The 14,807-nt window shown below is 71.3% G+C and carries 16 protein-coding genes; 15 read left to right on the top strand and 1 reads right to left on the bottom strand.

The features are described 5' to 3' along the window. Nucleotide 1 precedes the first annotated feature (1 nt). The 7 genes from ACFQW6_RS00175 (at nt 2) to ACFQW6_RS00145 (ending at nt 6,078) form a co-directional block, all read left to right on the top strand. A complete protein-coding gene (locus tag ACFQW6_RS00175) occupies nt 2-460 on the top strand; it encodes an SRPBCC family protein (protein WP_378540172.1) in 459 nt (152 codons plus the stop codon). A gap of 310 nt (nt 461-770) precedes the next feature. After that, a complete protein-coding gene (locus ACFQW6_RS00170; protein ID WP_378540171.1) occupies nt 771-1,418 on the top strand; it encodes a helix-turn-helix domain-containing protein in 648 nt (215 codons plus the stop codon). Nucleotides 1,419-1,482: 64 nt separating this feature from the next. Further along, nucleotides 1,483-3,174, top strand: coding sequence for a dihydroxy-acid dehydratase (ilvD, locus tag ACFQW6_RS00165; protein ID WP_378540170.1), 1,692 nt, complete (start codon nt 1,483-1,485; stop codon nt 3,172-3,174). A gap of 49 nt (nt 3,175-3,223) precedes the next feature. Further along, entirely contained in the window at nt 3,224-4,444 is a 1,221-nt protein-coding gene (locus ACFQW6_RS00160; RefSeq protein WP_378540169.1) for a kynureninase, read from the top strand. Continuing rightward, on the top strand, nt 4,441-5,202 hold the full coding sequence (locus ACFQW6_RS00155) for a GNAT family N-acetyltransferase (protein ID WP_378540168.1): 762 nt from the start codon (nt 4,441-4,443) through the stop codon (nt 5,200-5,202). The genes ACFQW6_RS00160 and ACFQW6_RS00155 overlap by 4 nt, the downstream gene beginning before the upstream one ends. A gap of 1 nt (nt 5,203) precedes the next feature. Next, the gene (locus ACFQW6_RS00150; protein WP_378540167.1) at nt 5,204-5,620 is read left to right on the top strand and encodes a VOC family protein; all 417 of its coding nucleotides are present in this window, start codon (nt 5,204-5,206) and stop codon (nt 5,618-5,620) included. Beyond that, nucleotides 5,617-6,078, top strand: a complete 462-nt coding sequence (locus tag ACFQW6_RS00145) for a deoxycytidylate deaminase (protein ID WP_378540166.1) — start codon at nt 5,617-5,619, stop codon at nt 6,076-6,078. The genes ACFQW6_RS00150 and ACFQW6_RS00145 overlap by 4 nt, the downstream gene beginning before the upstream one ends. On the opposite strand, the gene ACFQW6_RS00140 is transcribed toward ACFQW6_RS00145, so the two are convergent. Continuing rightward, nucleotides 6,062-6,514 (bottom strand): DUF6973 domain-containing protein, encoded by a 453-nt coding sequence (locus ACFQW6_RS00140; RefSeq protein WP_378540165.1) that lies wholly within the window; start codon nt 6,512-6,514, stop codon nt 6,062-6,064. The genes ACFQW6_RS00145 and ACFQW6_RS00140 overlap by 17 nt on opposite strands. Nucleotides 6,515-6,539: 25 nt before the next feature. Between ACFQW6_RS00140 and ACFQW6_RS00135 the strand changes: the two genes are divergently transcribed. The 8 genes from ACFQW6_RS00135 to ACFQW6_RS00100 all read left to right on the top strand — a co-directional run bounded on the left by ACFQW6_RS00135 (nt 6,540) and on the right by ACFQW6_RS00100 (nt 14,799). Beyond that, the gene (locus ACFQW6_RS00135; RefSeq protein ID WP_378540164.1) at nt 6,540-7,556 is read left to right on the top strand and encodes a S66 peptidase family protein; all 1,017 of its coding nucleotides are present in this window, start codon (nt 6,540-6,542) and stop codon (nt 7,554-7,556) included. A 63-nt stretch (nt 7,557-7,619) separates the two neighbouring features. Continuing rightward, nucleotides 7,620-8,306, top strand: a complete 687-nt coding sequence (locus ACFQW6_RS00130) for a 4a-hydroxytetrahydrobiopterin dehydratase (RefSeq protein WP_378540163.1) — start codon at nt 7,620-7,622, stop codon at nt 8,304-8,306. Nucleotides 8,307-8,567: 261 nt separating this feature from the next. Next, nucleotides 8,568-10,325 carry an acetolactate synthase large subunit gene (locus tag ACFQW6_RS00125; RefSeq protein WP_378540162.1) on the top strand — a complete coding sequence of 586 codons (1,758 nt, stop codon included), beginning with the start codon at nt 8,568-8,570 and terminating at the stop codon, nt 10,323-10,325. Further along, nucleotides 10,325-10,873: an acetolactate synthase small subunit gene (gene ilvN / locus ACFQW6_RS00120; RefSeq protein WP_378540161.1), complete on the top strand. Its 549-nt coding sequence runs from the start codon at nt 10,325-10,327 to the stop codon at nt 10,871-10,873. The genes ACFQW6_RS00125 and ilvN overlap by 1 nt, the downstream gene beginning before the upstream one ends. 77 nt (nt 10,874-10,950) lie before the next feature. Continuing rightward, nucleotides 10,951-11,979: a ketol-acid reductoisomerase gene (gene ilvC, locus ACFQW6_RS00115; protein WP_378540160.1), complete on the top strand. Its 1,029-nt coding sequence runs from the start codon at nt 10,951-10,953 to the stop codon at nt 11,977-11,979. A gap of 127 nt (nt 11,980-12,106) precedes the next feature. Next, on the top strand, nt 12,107-12,466 hold the full coding sequence (locus ACFQW6_RS00110) for a hypothetical protein (RefSeq protein WP_378540159.1): 360 nt from the start codon (nt 12,107-12,109) through the stop codon (nt 12,464-12,466). A gap of 25 nt (nt 12,467-12,491) precedes the next feature. Then, on the top strand, nt 12,492-13,991 hold the full coding sequence (locus tag ACFQW6_RS00105) for a purine-cytosine permease family protein (protein WP_378540158.1): 1,500 nt from the start codon (nt 12,492-12,494) through the stop codon (nt 13,989-13,991). 94 nt (nt 13,992-14,085) lie between these two features. Beyond that, a complete protein-coding gene (locus ACFQW6_RS00100) occupies nt 14,086-14,799 on the top strand; it encodes a DsbA family oxidoreductase (RefSeq protein ID WP_378540157.1) in 714 nt (237 codons plus the stop codon). Nucleotides 14,800-14,807: the final 8 nt, after the last annotated feature.

Raw genomic sequence — 14,807 nt, 5'->3', positions numbered from 1 at the left:
CATGGCGGACTTCTCGCTGTCGCGCAGCACCCGGATCCAGGCATCCCCGGACCGCGTCCACGCCCTGCTGGACGACTTCCGCGAGTGGCAGAAGTGGTCGCCCTGGGAGGGTCTGGACCCCGACCTGCACCGGGAGTACTCCGGCCCCGACCACGGCGTCGGGTCGACGTACCACTGGGCCGGCAACAAGAAGGCCGGCGAGGGCGAGATGGCCATCACCGAGTCCACGCCGACCTCGGTCGTCGTCGACCTGGTCTTCCTCAAGCCCTTCAAGGCCACCAACGTCACCCGCTTCGACCTCGCCCCGGCCGGGGACGCCACCGATGTCACCTGGACGATGACCGGCAACCGCAGCGCGATCATGTCGGCGGCGGGCAAGCTCTTCTTCGACAAGGCGATCGGCAAGGACTTCGACCGCGGCCTCGCCGACCTCAAGACGCAGGCCGAGCGCGGCGCCTGACCACCCGCACTTGCCGGTGAGTCTCTCAGCGACTCAAGTGTTGTTTGAGCCCTCGCCCGTTCCGCCTGCCTTCGGCACTTGCCCGTGAGTCTCTGAGCGACTCACCGGCAAGGGGAGGCGAAAGGGGCCGGCGAACCAGGGGCCCAGCGCGCCCGGCCGGCGGTCGGTGGGGCCACGAATCGTCCACAGGTGGCCGGATGACCCGGTCCTGGGGCCGGGCTGTGGACGAGCGTCGACCGCTGTGGGTGCCTACCCGTCTGCTGGGAGCACGAGGCGCCCGACCGCGGGTGCCGGTACGAGAGGTGGGGCCGTGGATCGGGTGAGTGGCGAGGACGAGGAGACGCAGGACGGTACGGCCGAGGTCGACGGGTCGAGCTGGGACTGTCTGGCGAACTGGACGCAGGCGGAGCGGGACTACTGGTTCATGGGTCCGTTCGACGGCGGGACTCCCGGCATGGTCCGCCGCATCAGACGGATCCTGGACGTGTCCCAGCGCGGGCTCGCCGCGATCCTGGAGGTGTCGCAGTCCGTGGTGGCGCGGTGGGAGACCGGGCGTACGAGCCCGCGGGCGTCCGTGGTCGAGCGGCTGCTGCGGCTCGCCCGGCTGCGCGTCACCGTCCGCGACGAGGACGATCGGGAGGTCGGGCCTATGCGTGCCGATGGAGCTCGGACCCACGGCGGAAGCCGCTTCCCAGCGCATGTCGACCTGCGCGCGACCGGGTGGTGGGTCCCGCGGAGGTTGCGGGCGATGACGTCCATCGAGGCGTACGCCTGGCGTGACCGGTCCCGACGGGTCGGGGATCCTGCGGTCCGCTACCGCCTCTCGCCGTTCTGGAAGGGGATCGAGCGGCGGTTGCACGGCACTCCGGACGATCATCCGGCGCTGTACCAGCTCGTCGCCGAGGTGCGGTTCCTGGACGAGCGACGGGAGGAGCGGCGCGTGCCGCGAGCAGCCTGACGGACCGCGGGATCGGGATGAGACACCGCACCGGGACGCGGGACGCTCCCACTAGCCTGCAGGCATGACGCACGCAGCCGATGGACCCGACATCAAGCCCCGCAGCCGCGACGTGACGGACGGGCTCGAGAAGGCTGCGGCACGGGGCATGCTGCGTGCGGTCGGCATGGGAGACGACGACTGGGAGAAGCCCCAGATCGGCGTCGCGTCGAGCTGGAACGAGATCACCCCCTGCAACCTGTCCCTCGACCGGCTCGCCAAAGCAGTCAAGAACGGCGTGCACGCGGGCGGTGGCTTTCCGTTGGAGTTCGGCACGATCTCGGTCTCCGACGGCATCTCGATGGGCCACGAGGGCATGCACTTCTCGCTCGTCAGCCGCGAGGTCATCGCCGACTCGGTCGAGACAGTCATGATGGCCGAGCGCCTCGACGGTTCGGTGCTCCTCGCCGGGTGCGACAAGTCGCTGCCGGGGATGCTCATGGCCGCCGCGCGGCTCGACCTGGCCAGCGTCTTCCTCTACGCCGGGACGATCATGCCCGGACAGGTCGACGGCAAGGACGTCACGATCATCGACGCCTTCGAGGCCGTCGGTGCCTGCCTGGCCGGCAAGATCACCCGCGAGAAGGTCGACGAGATCGAGCGCGCGATCTGTCCGGGTGAGGGTGCCTGCGGTGGGGCCTACACCGCCAACACGATGGCCAGCGTCGCCGAGGCACTCGGCATGTCCCTGCCGGGCAGCTCCAGCCCGCCGGCGGTCGACCGCCGCCGCGACGGCTTCGCGCACAAGTCGGGCGAGGCGGTCGTCAACATGCTGCGCCAGGGCATCACCGCCCGCCAGATCATGACCCGCCCCGCCTTCGAGAACGCGATCGCGATGGCGATGGCGCTCGGCGGCTCGACCAACGCCGTCCTCCACCTGCTGGCCATCGCTCGCGAGGCGGAGGTCGACCTGACCCTCGACGACTTCACGCGGATCGGTCGCACCGTCCCGCACCTGGCCGACATGAAGCCGTTCGGTCGCTTCGTCTGGACCGACTTCGACCGCGTCGGCGGCATCCCGGTGCTGCTGCGCGCCCTGCTCGACGCCGGCCACCTGCACGGCGACGTGCTCACCTGCACCGGCAAGACGATGGCCGAGAACCTCGCGGACCTCGACCCCAAGCCGCTCGACGGCGAGATCCTCCGCCAGCTCGACCGGCCAATCCACGCCACCGGCGGACTCACCATCCTCAAGGGCACGCTCGCTCCGGAGGGGGCCGTGGTCAAGAGCGCCGGCTTCGACGACTCCACCTTCACCGGCACCGCGCGGGTCTTCGACGGCGAGCGCAAGGCCCTCGACGCCCTGGCCGACGGCGCCATCACCGCCGGCGACGTCGTCGTCATCCGCTACGAGGGCCCGAAGGGCGGCCCGGGAATGCGCGAGATGCTCGCCATCACCGGGGCGATCAAGGGCGCCGGCCTCGGCAAGGACGTCCTGCTGATCACCGACGGCCGCTTCTCCGGCGGCACCACCGGTCTCTGCGTGGGCCACATCGCCCCCGAGGCGAGCGACGGCGGTCCCATCGCGTTCCTGCGCGACGGCGACCAGATCACCCTCGACGTGGCCAACATGACCCTCGACGTGCACGTGGACGAGGCGGAGCTGGCCGCACGCGCGGAGGGCTGGGAGCCGCTGCCGCCGAAGTACACCCGTGGCGTGCTCGGCAAGTACCGCAAGGTCGTCCAGAGCGCCGCCCACGGTGCGGTGTGCTACTGACGTACGGCCGAGCCCAGCCGCCCGTCCGGGCGGCGGATAGGTTGCCGTGGTGACCAACCTGATCCAGCAGGGCGCAGCCGAGCTCGACGCCGCCGACCCCCTCGCCCGCTTTCGCGACCGCTTCGTCGGGGCCGCGAGCGACCTCGTCTACTTCGACGGCAACTCGCTCGGCCGCCCTGTCGCCGCGACGGCGGACCGGCTCGGTGCGTTCGTCGAGCAGGACTGGGGCGGCCGCCTGATCCGCGGGTGGGACGAGCAGTGGATGGAGCTGCCGACGACGCTCGGCGACGACCTGGCCCGCATCTGCCTCGGTGCCGCCGCAGGCCAGACTGCCGTCGGCGACTCGACCACCGTCTGGCTCTACAAGCTGATGCGCGCCGCCGTCGACCACGCCGTGCGCACGGATCCGGGCCGCACCGAGATCGTCATCGACACCGACAACTTCCCCACCGACCGCTACGTCGCCGAGGGCATCGCCGCCGAGCGCGGCCTGACGCTGCGGTGGATCGAGGTCGACACCTCTGAGGGCGTCACCGCCGACCAGCTCCGCGAGGCGGTCGGCGAGCGCACCGCGCTCGTCGTGCTCAACCACGTCGCCTACCGCTCGGCCTGGCTCGCCGACGCTCCGGAGCTCACCCGGATCAGCCAGGACGCCGGCGCCCTGGTCCTCTGGGACCTGTGCCACTCCGCGGGCTCGGTGCCCGTCGCCCTGGACGAGTGGGACGCCGACGTCGCGGTCGGGTGCACCTACAAGTACCTCAACGGCGGCCCCGGGTCCCCGGCCTTCGGCTACGTCAACGCGCGTCTGCAGGACCGGCTCACGCAGCCGATCCAGGGCTGGATGGGCCACGCCGACCCGTTCCTGATGGGGCCGGGGTACACGCCGGCGCCGGGCATGCGGAGGTTCATCTCCGGGACCCCGCCGATCCTCGGCATGGTCGCCATGCAGGACATGCTGGCGCTGGTCGAGGAGGCGGGCATCGAGGCGATCCGTGCCAAGTCGGTCGCGCTGACGTCGTACGCCGTCGAGCTCGCCGACGCGACGCTGCCCGACGTCACCCTCGCCTCGCCGCGCGACCCGGCCCGGCGTGGTGGCCACGTGACGCTCCACCACGACCGGATGCGCGAGGTCACCGCGCTCCTGTGGGAGCAGGACGTGATCCCGGACTACCGCGACCCGGGCGGCCTGCGGCTGGGGCTCTCGCCGCTGTCGACGTCGTTCGACGAGGTCGAGCGCGGCATCGCCGCAGTGGCCGAGGCGCTGCGATGACCGGGCCGGTGGGGGTGCGGCTGTCCGCGACAAGGACCCGGGCGACCAACGACCACGGTCAGCCGCTGGGCCGTCAGGTCGAGTGGACGGGAGCGATCGCGCCCGCGGAGGACGTGGTCCTCGAGGGGCGGGGGGTCCGCCTGGAGCCGGCTGGGCCGCAGCACGTCGACGACCTCTACGCCGCTCTGTGCCGCGCGGACGACGAGCCGATCTGGACCTACCTGGCCTGGGAACGCCCGCGTGACCGCGACGAGCTCGCGGCGATCGTCGAGCACGGCGCCGCGGATCCCGCCCAGGTGAGGTACGCAATCGTCCCGACCGAGACCGGCCGAGCGGCCGGCTTCTGCTCGCTCATGCGCATCGACCCCCAGATGGGCTCGATCGAGGTGGGCGGGATCGCCTTCGGCCGCCAGCTCCAGCGCAGCCGCGCTGCGACGGAGCTGCATGCCCTGTTGATGCGCCACGTCTTCGACGACCTCGGCTACCGGCGCTACGAGTGGAAGTGCGACAGCCTCAACGCGCCGTCGCGGCGCGCCGCGCTCCGGCTGGGCTTCATCTGGGAGGGCCGGTTTCGCAACGCGGTGGTCTACAAGGGCCGCAACCGTGACACCGACTGGTTCTCGATCACCGACGGCGAGTGGCCGCGCGTGCGCGCAGCGCTCGACGCCTGGCTCGACGACGACAACTTCGACGACATGAGTCGCCAGCGCACCCGCCTGGCCGCCCGGGCGCCGCGACCCGACCAGCAGGAGGCCTGAGGTGGACCAGCGCGTCAGCTTCATCACCCTCGTCGTGACCGACCTCGACGCCACCCGGCGCTTCTACGTCGACGGCCTGGGCTGGGAGCCCGCGGTCCACGTGCCGGGGGAGGTGCTGATGTTCACGGTCGCCGACAAGGTCGTGCTGAGCCTGTGGACCGAGAGCGGCTTCGTCGCCGAGGTCGGCCAGGCGCCGACGCGCGGCGGCGTACCCCCGATCACGCTGTCCCACAACCTCGCCACCACCGAGGGCGTCGACACGGTCCTCGAGCAGGCGCGTGCCGCCGGAGCGTCGCAGGTCGGCGAGGCGAGCGAGCGCGACTGGGGTGGCTACTCGGGCTACTTCGCCGATCCCGACGGCTTCCGCTGGGAAGTGGCCTACAACCCGGGCGAGATCGGGCAGTCTGTGCTCCCGTGACCACCGCCAGCGCCGGGAGCACCGGACACGCAGTTCCCGGGTGGGACGATTACTTCCTCGGCATCGCCGATGCCGTGGCCGCCCGGGCGAAGTGCACGCGCCGACGGGTGGGCGCCGTCCTCACGATCGACCACCGCATCATCGCCACCGGCTACAACGGCGCGGCGCCCGGCGAGGACGACTGCCTGGCAGGAGCGTGCCCGCGCGGGCAGCTCGGGTACGACGTCGTGCCCGGGCTCGGTGACTACGACCGGCCGGGAACGGCGGGCTTCTGCATCGCCATCCACGCCGAGGTCAACGCCCTGCTGTTCGCGACCCGCGACACCAAGGGTGCGACGGCGTACATCACGGACCCGCCGTGCCCGGGCTGCCGCAAGGCGCTGGCGGCTGCCGGCGTGATCAGGGCCGTCTGGCCCGACGGCGAGCACGACCGCGAGGGCCTCACGGCCTGGGCCTGACCCAGACCAGCTCGCCCGCCTCCCACATGCCCAGCGCGACGGGGACCAGGCTGGTCATCGCCTCGGACGGCGTGAGCCCGGCGAGGTCCTCGGCGTGCTCGGTCCCGTAGGCCTGGCCGGCCGCGTTGTTGTGGTCGTCGACGCGGGAGTCGCGACGGCTGGGGGTGCCGGCCTCCTGCGCGGCGGCGATCGAGCGGGCGACCTCGACCCCGAAGCGCGCGGTCAGCGTGGCCTGCCACATGAAGTGGCGCATCGCGTTGGTGCGCCCGGTGACGCCACGACCATGCGAAGCTGCGGCGCGCAGCGCAGCCTGGGAGATGCGCAGCACCTCGAACGCACCGGACGGTCCGAGCCCCGCTCGGGTCGCCGCTGCGTAGAGCCGCGGCACCCCGGTGCCCGCGTGGATGGCCTGCTGCACGACGTCGCCGAAACCCATGGACACAGACTGTCAGAATCGGTGCATGGCCCCTCCGATCCGCTTCCCCCGCTCCCTGCGACCCGGTGACCGCATCGCCGTGACTGCCCCGTCCGCCGGCGTCACGGGCGCGTCGGCTGCGCGGATCGACTTCTGCCTGGACTGGCTGCGCGGTCGCGGGTACGACGTCGTGGTGGGGGAGTGCCTGTACGGCGACGGCCTCACCTCCGCACCCGCGGAGGAGCGCGCGGCCGAGCTGACCCGCATGCTCGCCGACCCCGACATCCACTGCGTCGTGCCCCCGTGGGGCGGCGAGACCGCCATCGACATGGTCGACCTGCTCGACTGGGACGCGCTCGCCGAGGCCGAGCCCACGTGGCTCGTCGGATACTCCGACCTGTCCACCCTCCTCGTGCCCGTCACCACCCGCCTCGGCTGGGCCACGCTCCACGGCGACAACCTCGCGGACACGCCGTACGCCGTCCCCGACGGCTTGCTGCACTGGCTCGACCTGGCCGGTGAGCCGGGGCCGTTCGTGCAGCGCGACGCCGGCCTGGTCGCCACGTGGGTGCGCTTCGAGGAGGACGCGCGGGCCACCGAGTGGACGCACGTCGGCCAGGGCCGCTGGGAGGTGGAGGGCGGCGGTCGCCTGGACGTCACCGGTCGGCTGGTGGGCGGCTGCGCCGAGACGATCGCCAACCTCGCCGGCACGCCGTACGGCGACGTGCGCGCGTGGGCCGACGACCTCGACGAGCCCACGATCGTCTACGTCGAGGCGTGCGAGGAGCACGCCATCAACATCTGCCGCTACCTGCACTCCCTGCGGCTGGCGGGCTGGTTCGACCGGGCGGCCGCCGTGCTGGTCGGCCGGACCAACGCGCCCGACCACGAGGACCTGACGCAGCGCGAGGCGGTGCTCGACGCACTGGGCCGGCTGGACGTCCCGATCGTGTGGGACCTCGAGATCGGGCACGTGCCGCCGCACCTGCCGCTCATCAACGGAGCGCTCGCCCGGGTCGTCGTCGACGGCGACACCCGGGAGATCACCCAGTCGATCGCCTGACGTCGGCGCGACGCCGGAGACGGGGGCTGGTCGCTGTCGGTGGACGGTGGCAGGGTCGGTGCCATGAGCGATGCGACCACGGACCCGAAGGCGCGCCTGAGCCACGACGAGATCCTCGCGGCCGGTCTCGACGACTGGCGCAAGGTGCTCAACCGGCTGCGGGCCCGCTTCCGCACCGGTGACTTCGCGACCGGCGTCGCCCTCGTCGACCGCATCGGGGCGGCCGCCGACGAGGCCGACCACCACCCGGACGTCTCGCTGACCTACCCCGAGGTCATCGTCACGCTCAGCAGCCACGACGTCGGCGGCATCACCAGCCGCGACGTCGACCTCGCCCGACGGATCAGCGGGTTCGCGGCCGAGCTCGGCGCGAGCGCCGACACGTCGGGGCTGACCGAGCTCGAGCCGGGGCTCGACACCGGCGCGGCCGAGCGGCTCGGCGCCTTCTACGCCGCGCTCCTGGGCGGCGAGTCCGGGCCGGGCGGGCTCGTCGACCCGAGCGGACAGGTGCCCGGCGTGTGGTTCCAGGAGCCCGGTGAGGACGGCGGCTCTGGTCTCCCTCCTCAGGACCCCGAGCAGCGCTGGCACTTCGACGTGTGGGTGCCCCACGACGAGGGCGAGCGACGGCTGGAGGCCGTCCTCGCCGCCGGCGGAAGGCTGGTGAGCGACGCCGAGGCGCCGTCGTACTGGGTGGTGGAGGACCCCGACGGCAACCGCTCGTGCATCTGCACGCCGCTCGACCGCGGCTGAACCGGACCGGCCACACCGGAGCGCCTCGCGCCACATCGCGAGACTCGCGTTCCAGATACTGGGACGGCTGTCACACTTGCTTGACGCCGGGCCGCCCCGGCGACGACGGTTGTCGCATGCGCACCGAGATTCTTGTACGCACGCGACGCGTGAGCTGAGGCCAGTCGGCCAACGCACGCGCGTCACCCCTCGTCGCCCACCGGGCCGAGGGGCTTTTTTATGGGCTCATCCCCAGACACCGCACACGCAGGAGAGAAGGACATGACACAGCAGGTCGCACAGGGAAGCACGTCGGTCACAGGTGCGCAGAGCCTGGTGACGTCCCTCGAGGCGGCCGGTGTCACCGACATCTTCGGCATCCCCGGAGGCGCGATCCTCCCGGCCTACGACCCGCTGATGGACTCCACGCGGATCCGCCACATCCTGGTCCGCCACGAGCAGGGTGCCGGGCACGCCGCCCAGGGCTACGCCGCTGCCACCGGGCGGGTGGGCGTCTGCATGGCGACCTCCGGCCCCGGCGCGACCAACCTCGTCACGCCACTGGCCGACGCCCACATGGACTCGGTGCCGATGGTGGCCGTGACCGGGCAGGTCGGCGCCTCGATGATCGGCACCGACGCATTCCAGGAGGCGGACATCCGCGGCATCACGATGCCGATCACCAAGCACAACTTCCTGGTCACCGACCCCGCCGACATCCCGCACACGATCGCCGAGGCCTTCCACATCGCCTCGACCGGCCGTCCCGGACCGGTGCTCGTCGACGTGGCCAAGTCGGCCCTGCAGGCGCAGACGACCTTCGCCTGGCCCGAGGAGCTGCACCTGCCCGGCTACCGCCCGGTGACGACGCCGCACGCCAAGCAGATCAAGGAGGCCGTCCGGCTGATCCGCGAGGCCCGGCGCCCCGTGCTCTACGTCGGCGGCGGTGTCATCCGCGCCCGCGCGTCGCGCGAGCTGGCGCAGCTGGCCGCGCTGACGGGCATCCCGGTCGTCACGACCCTGATGGCGCGCGGGGCGTTCCCCGACAGCCACCCGCAGCACCTCGGCATGCCGGGCATGCACGGCACCGTCGCCGCGGTCGCCGGCCTGCAGAAGAGCGACCTGATCATCAGCCTGGGTGCCCGCTTCGACGACCGCGTGACCGGCAACCTCGACTCGTTCGCGCCGAACGCGCTCGTCATCCACGCCGACATCGACCCCGCCGAGATCGGGAAGAACCGTCACGCCGACGTGCCGATCGTGGGCGACTGCAAGGAGGTCCTCGCCCAGCTGGTCGCGCTGCTCACGACCGAGGGCGCCGACGGTGACTACGAGGGCTGGGTGGCCTTCCTCGCCGGACTGAAGTCGCGCTACCCGCTCGGCTACGACACCCCGGCCGACGGCTCGCTCGCCCCGCAATACGTCATCGAGCGGCTCGGCGCGATCGCCGGGCCCGAGGCGATCTACGCCTCCGGTGTCGGTCAGCACCAGATGTGGGCGGCGCACTACGTCGGATACGAGAACCCCAACACGTGGATCAACTCCGGTGGCCTCGGCACGATGGGCTACGCGGTGCCGGCAGCCATGGGCGCCAAGGTCGGCCGGCCCGACAGCACGGTCTGGGCCATCGACGGCGACGGCTGCTTCCAGATGACCAACCAGGAGCTCGCGACCTGCGCGATCAACGACATCCCGATCAAGGTCGCGATCATCAACAACGAGTCGCTCGGCATGGTGCGGCAGTGGCAGACGCTCTTCTACAACGAGCGCTACTCCAACACCGACCTCCACTCCAAGCGGATCCCCGACTTCGTCAAGCTCGCCGATGCCTACGGCTGCGTCGGCCTGGCCTGCGAGTCGCCCGACGAGGTCGACGCCACCATCGAGAAGGCCATGGCGATCGACGACCAGCCCGTCGTGGTCGACTTCCGCGTGCACCGCGACGCGATGGTGTGGCCGATGGTGGCTGCCGGCACCAGCAACGACGAGATCAAGTACGCGCGCGACCTGGCGCCCCAGTTCGACGAGGACGACATCTGATGACGAACAAGCACACGCTGAGCGTGCTGGTCGAGAACAAGCCCGGCGTCCTGGCCCGCATCGCGAGCCTGTTCTCGCGCCGCGGCTACAACATCGACAGCCTCGCCGTCGGCCCGACCGAGCACCCCGAGGTCTCGCGGATGACCATCGTGGTCAACGTCGACGAGTCCCCGCTCGAGCAGGTCACCAAGCAGCTCAACAAGCTCGTCGAGGTCATCAAGATCGTCGAGCTCGACGGCGCCGGGTCGGTCAACCGCGAGCTGCTCCTCGTCAAGGTCCGCGCCGACGCCACCACCCGTGGCGCGGTCCTCGACGCCGTCCAGCTCTTCCGGGCGAAGGTCGTCGACGTCGCACCCGACGCGGTGACCGTGCAGGCCGTGGGCAACGCCGACAAGCTCGCCGACCTGCTGCGCGTGCTCGAGCCCTTCGGCATCCGCGAGCTCGTTCAGTCGGGCATGGTCGCGATCGGTCGCGGGTCGCGCTCGATCAGCGAGCGCACCCACCGCCCGGTCGCCGTGCCCGCCCCTGTTTCCGCAATCGCCAACTGACCCAGATCTCGATACGCCGCTCGTTCCTCGCGGCTACTCGATCACCGAGTGAAATCCCAACCGAAGGAGAGCCCCCAGTGGCTGAGATGTTCTACGACGACGACGCCGACCTGAGCCTGATCCAGGGCAAGAACGTCGCGGTGATCGGCTACGGCAGCCAGGGCCACGCCCACGCGCTGTCCCTGCGCGACTCCGGCGTCGACGTCCGGATCGGCCTGCAGCCCGGCTCCAAGAGCCGCGACAAGGCCGAGGCCGAGGGCCTGCGCGTCCTCACCCCGCGCGAGGCGGCGGAGGAGTCCGACCTGATCGTGATCCTCGCCCCCGACCAGCACCAGCGGAAGCTCTACGCCGAGGAGATCGAGCCGGCGCTGACCCCCGGCGACACCCTCGTCTTCGGCCACGGCTTCAACATCCGCTTCGGCTACATCACCCCGCCCGAGGGCGTCGACGTCTTCATGGTCGCCCCCAAGGGCCCGGGCCACCTGGTGCGTCGCGAGTACGTCGACGGGCGCGGCGTGCCCGTCCTCGTCGCGGTGGAGAAGGACGAGTCCGGCAAGGCCTGGGACCTCGCGCTCTCCTACGCCAAGGCGATCGGCGGCCTGCGCGCCGGCGGCATCAGGACCACCTTCACCGAGGAGACCGAGACCGACCTGTTCGGTGAGCAGGCGGTGCTCTGCGGTGGCGCCTCCCAGCTCGTGCAGTACGGCTTCGAGGTGCTGACCGAGGCCGGCTACCAGCCCGAGGTCGCCTACTTCGAGTGCCTCCACGAGCTCAAGCTCATCGTCGACCTGATGTACGAGGGCGGCATCGCCAAGCAGCGCTGGTCGGTCTCCGACACCGCCGAGTTCGGGGACTACGTCTCCGGCCCCCGGGTGATCACGCCCGAGGTGAAGAAGAACATGGAGGACGTGCTCGCCGACATCAAGAACGGCGCGTTCGCCGACCGCTTCATCACCGACATGGACAACGGCTCGCCGGAGTTCACCGAGTTCCGCAAGAAGGCCGAGAGCCACCCGATCGAGCAGACCGGCCGCGAGCTCCGCAAGCTCATGGCCTGGGTGAAGTCCCACGACTCCGACTACGTCGAGGGCAGCTCCGCCCGCTGACTCCCCAGCACCTCGCGTCCGTACGGCGCGCCGGACGACCGCACCGGTCACCGGCGCGCCGTCGGCGTCTCCCGGCGACGGACCGGTCCCGCTAGCGTCGGGGGACACGACGAGTGGGAGGCAGAGGATGATCCTGCGCAGATGGCGAGGAGCGGTTCGCGCCGCGGACGCCGAGGCGTACCTGCGCCACCAGGACGAGACCGGTGTGCGCGACTACCGCGCGACCCAGGGAAACCTCGGCGCGCTTGTCCTCAGCCGGCAGCGCGACGACGGCCTGGTCGAGGTGGAGGCGGTGTCGCTGTGGCGGTCCATGGACGACGTACGACGCTTCGCCGGCGACGAGCCGGAGCGGGCGGTCTTCTACCCGGGGGACGACACCCTGCTCGCGGAGAAGGACCTCCACGTCGACCACTTCGACGTGGCCGGCGTCGACCTCGACGCGCGGCTGCTCGCACCGCCCGACCAGGCGGGTGGTGCTGGCTCCTGAGCCCCGGGTGAGCGACGATTCACCCATGAGTCACACAACGACCACCGGCTCGGGCCTGGAGCAGACTCGCCGCCTCGGCGTCGAGACGACGGGCATCGAGATCATCGAGGAGTCCGCGCGCACCGCGCAGCCCAGAGACCTGTTCTGGCCGTGGTTCGCGGCCAACGTGTCGGTGTTCGGCATCAGCTACGGCTCGTTCGTGCTGGGCTTCGGCATCTCCTTCGTCCAGGCGGTCGTCGTCACGGTCGTCGGCATCGTCGTGTCGTTCGCGCTCTGCGGCGTCATCGCGATCGCCGGCAAGCGCGGCTCGGCGCCCACGATGGTGCTGAGCCGAGCCGCGTTCGGCGTCAACGGGCAGAAGGTGCCCGGCGTCGTCTCGTGGCTGGTCTCCATCGGCTGGGAGACGTTCCTGGCGATCCTCGCCGTCCTTGCCACGGCCACGATCTTCGACCAGCTCGGCTGGTCGGGCGGGACCACGACGCAGGTCGTCGCCACCGGCGTCGTCGCGCTCCTGATCGTCTCGGCCAGCGTCGCCGGCTACCACGTGATCATGCGGATGCAGTCGGTGCTGACCTGGATCACCGGCGTCGCCACCCTCGTCTACGTGGTCCTCACGCTGGACGAGGTCGACTGGTCCGCCGTGAGCGACATCCCCGCCGGCAGCGCCCAGCAGATGGTCGGCGCGCTCGTCATGGTCATGACCGGCTTCGGGCTGGGCTGGATCAACATCGCCGCCGACTGGTCGCGCTACCAGCACCGCGACGCTCCGGGCGCCGCCATCGTCGGCTGGAACACGTTCGGTGGCGCGGTCGCGCCCGTGCTGCTGGTGGTCTTCGGACTGCTGCTCGCCGGCTCGTCGGACACCCTGTCCGCGGACATCGCCGCCGACCCCATCGGCACGCTCGGCACGCTGCTGCCGACGTGGTTCCTCGTCCCGTTCCTCATCACCGCGATCCTCGCCCTCGTCAGCGGCGCGGTGCTCGGCATCTACTCCTCGGGCCTGACGCTGCTCTCGCTGGGCGTGCGCATCCCGCGGCCGGCGGCGGCGTTCATCGACGGTGTGATCCTCACCCTCGGAACGATCTGGGTCGTCTTCTTCGCCGAGGACTTCCTCGGCCCGTTCCAGAGCTTCCTGATCACCCTCGGCGTCCCGCTGGCCGCGTGGGCGGGGATCATGATCGCCGACATCGCGCTGCGCAAGCGCGACTACGACGAGGAAGCGCTCTTCGACGCGGCGGGCCGCTACGGCTCGGTCGACGTGCCTGCGATCGCCACGATGGTCGGCGCCTCGATCGTCGGCTGGGGCCTGGTCGTCAACAACTTCGCCTCCGACGCTGCCTGGAACAACTGGCAGGGCTTCCTGATCGAGCCGCTCGGCCTCGGCACGTACGTCGACGACCCGGCCGGCCCCTACTGGGAGGGCAACTGGCCCTACGCCAACCTCGGGGTGCTCCTCGCGCTGGTCCTCGGCTTCGCCGTGACGTACGTCGCCCGGCGCGCGAAGGTGCGCCGCCAGGAGTCCTGAGCCCGACACGCCCGGGCTGCGCGTTGAGTCTCCTGGAGACTCACTGCACAGTGCGCGCGGGAACACGCAGGTCAGACGGCGGGTTGGGGACGACGTGAAGATCGAGATCTGGTCCGACGTCGTCTGCCCGTGGTGCTACATCGGCAAGCGGCGCATCGAGAACGCCCTGGCCGAGTTCGAGCACGCCGACGAGGTGGAGGTGCACTGGCGCTCCTACCAGCTCGACCCCGGTGCGCCGACCGAGCCGACCGAGAGCACGACGACGATGCTGGCCCGGAAGTACGGCCAGTCGCCCGAGGGCGCCCAGCAGATGCAGGACCGCGTCGAGGCGGTCGCCGCCGAGGAGGGCCTGGTCTACCGGCTCTCGCAGACGCTGCACCTCAACACCGTCGACGCGCACCGCCTGATCCACCTCGCCCACGCGCAGGGTGGCAACGAGCTCCAGGGACGGGTCAAGGAGGCGCTGCTCGCTGCCTACTTCACCGACGGCCGCAACGTCGCGGACCACGCCGTGCTGCGTGACGTCGCGCAGGCCGCGGGCCTCGACGCCGCCCGGGTCGAGGAGGTGCTCGGTTCCCGCGAGTTCGAGGCCGACGTGCACGCCGATGTCGCACAGGCGCAGGCCTACGGCGCCAGCGGCGTCCCGTTCTTCGTCGTCGACCAGAAGTACGGCGTCTCCGGGGCGCAGCCGACCGAGGTGTTCACGCAGGTGCTCGAGCGGGCGTGGTCGGACTCCCGCCCGGCGATCGAGGTCGTGGCGACAGGTGCCGACGGGCAGGAGTGCGGCCCGGACGGCTGCGCCATCTGACGCCCGCG

Origin of the sequence: Nocardioides sp. GCM10028917, from assembly GCF_042666175.1 — a bacterium.
Classification (GTDB): domain Bacteria; phylum Actinomycetota; class Actinomycetes; order Propionibacteriales; family Nocardioidaceae; genus Nocardioides.
This window is presented reverse-complemented; position numbering and strand designations above follow the sequence as displayed.

What these genes read in the sequence shown, in the direction of transcription:
- ACFQW6_RS00175 (WP_378540172.1), top strand. Translation starts at nt 2, where the DNA reads ATGGCGGACTTCTCGCTGTCGCGCAGCACCCGGATCCAGGCATCCCCG.
- ilvD (WP_378540170.1), top strand. Translation starts at nt 1,483, where the DNA reads ATGACGCACGCAGCCGATGGACCCGACATCAAGCCCCGCAGCCGCGAC.
- ACFQW6_RS00155 (WP_378540168.1), top strand. Translation starts at nt 4,441, where the DNA reads ATGACCGGGCCGGTGGGGGTGCGGCTGTCCGCGACAAGGACCCGGGCG.
- ACFQW6_RS00140 (WP_378540165.1), bottom strand. Translation starts at nt 6,514, where the DNA reads ATGGGTTTCGGCGACGTCGTGCAGCAGGCCATCCACGCGGGCACCGGG.
- ACFQW6_RS00135 (WP_378540164.1), top strand. Translation starts at nt 6,540, where the DNA reads ATGGCCCCTCCGATCCGCTTCCCCCGCTCCCTGCGACCCGGTGACCGC.
- ACFQW6_RS00130 (WP_378540163.1), top strand. Translation starts at nt 7,620, where the DNA reads ATGAGCGATGCGACCACGGACCCGAAGGCGCGCCTGAGCCACGACGAG.
- ACFQW6_RS00125 (WP_378540162.1), top strand. Translation starts at nt 8,568, where the DNA reads ATGACACAGCAGGTCGCACAGGGAAGCACGTCGGTCACAGGTGCGCAG.
- ilvN (WP_378540161.1), top strand. Translation starts at nt 10,325, where the DNA reads ATGACGAACAAGCACACGCTGAGCGTGCTGGTCGAGAACAAGCCCGGC.
- ACFQW6_RS00110 (WP_378540159.1), top strand. Translation starts at nt 12,107, where the DNA reads ATGATCCTGCGCAGATGGCGAGGAGCGGTTCGCGCCGCGGACGCCGAG.
- ACFQW6_RS00105 (WP_378540158.1), top strand. Translation starts at nt 12,492, where the DNA reads ATGAGTCACACAACGACCACCGGCTCGGGCCTGGAGCAGACTCGCCGC.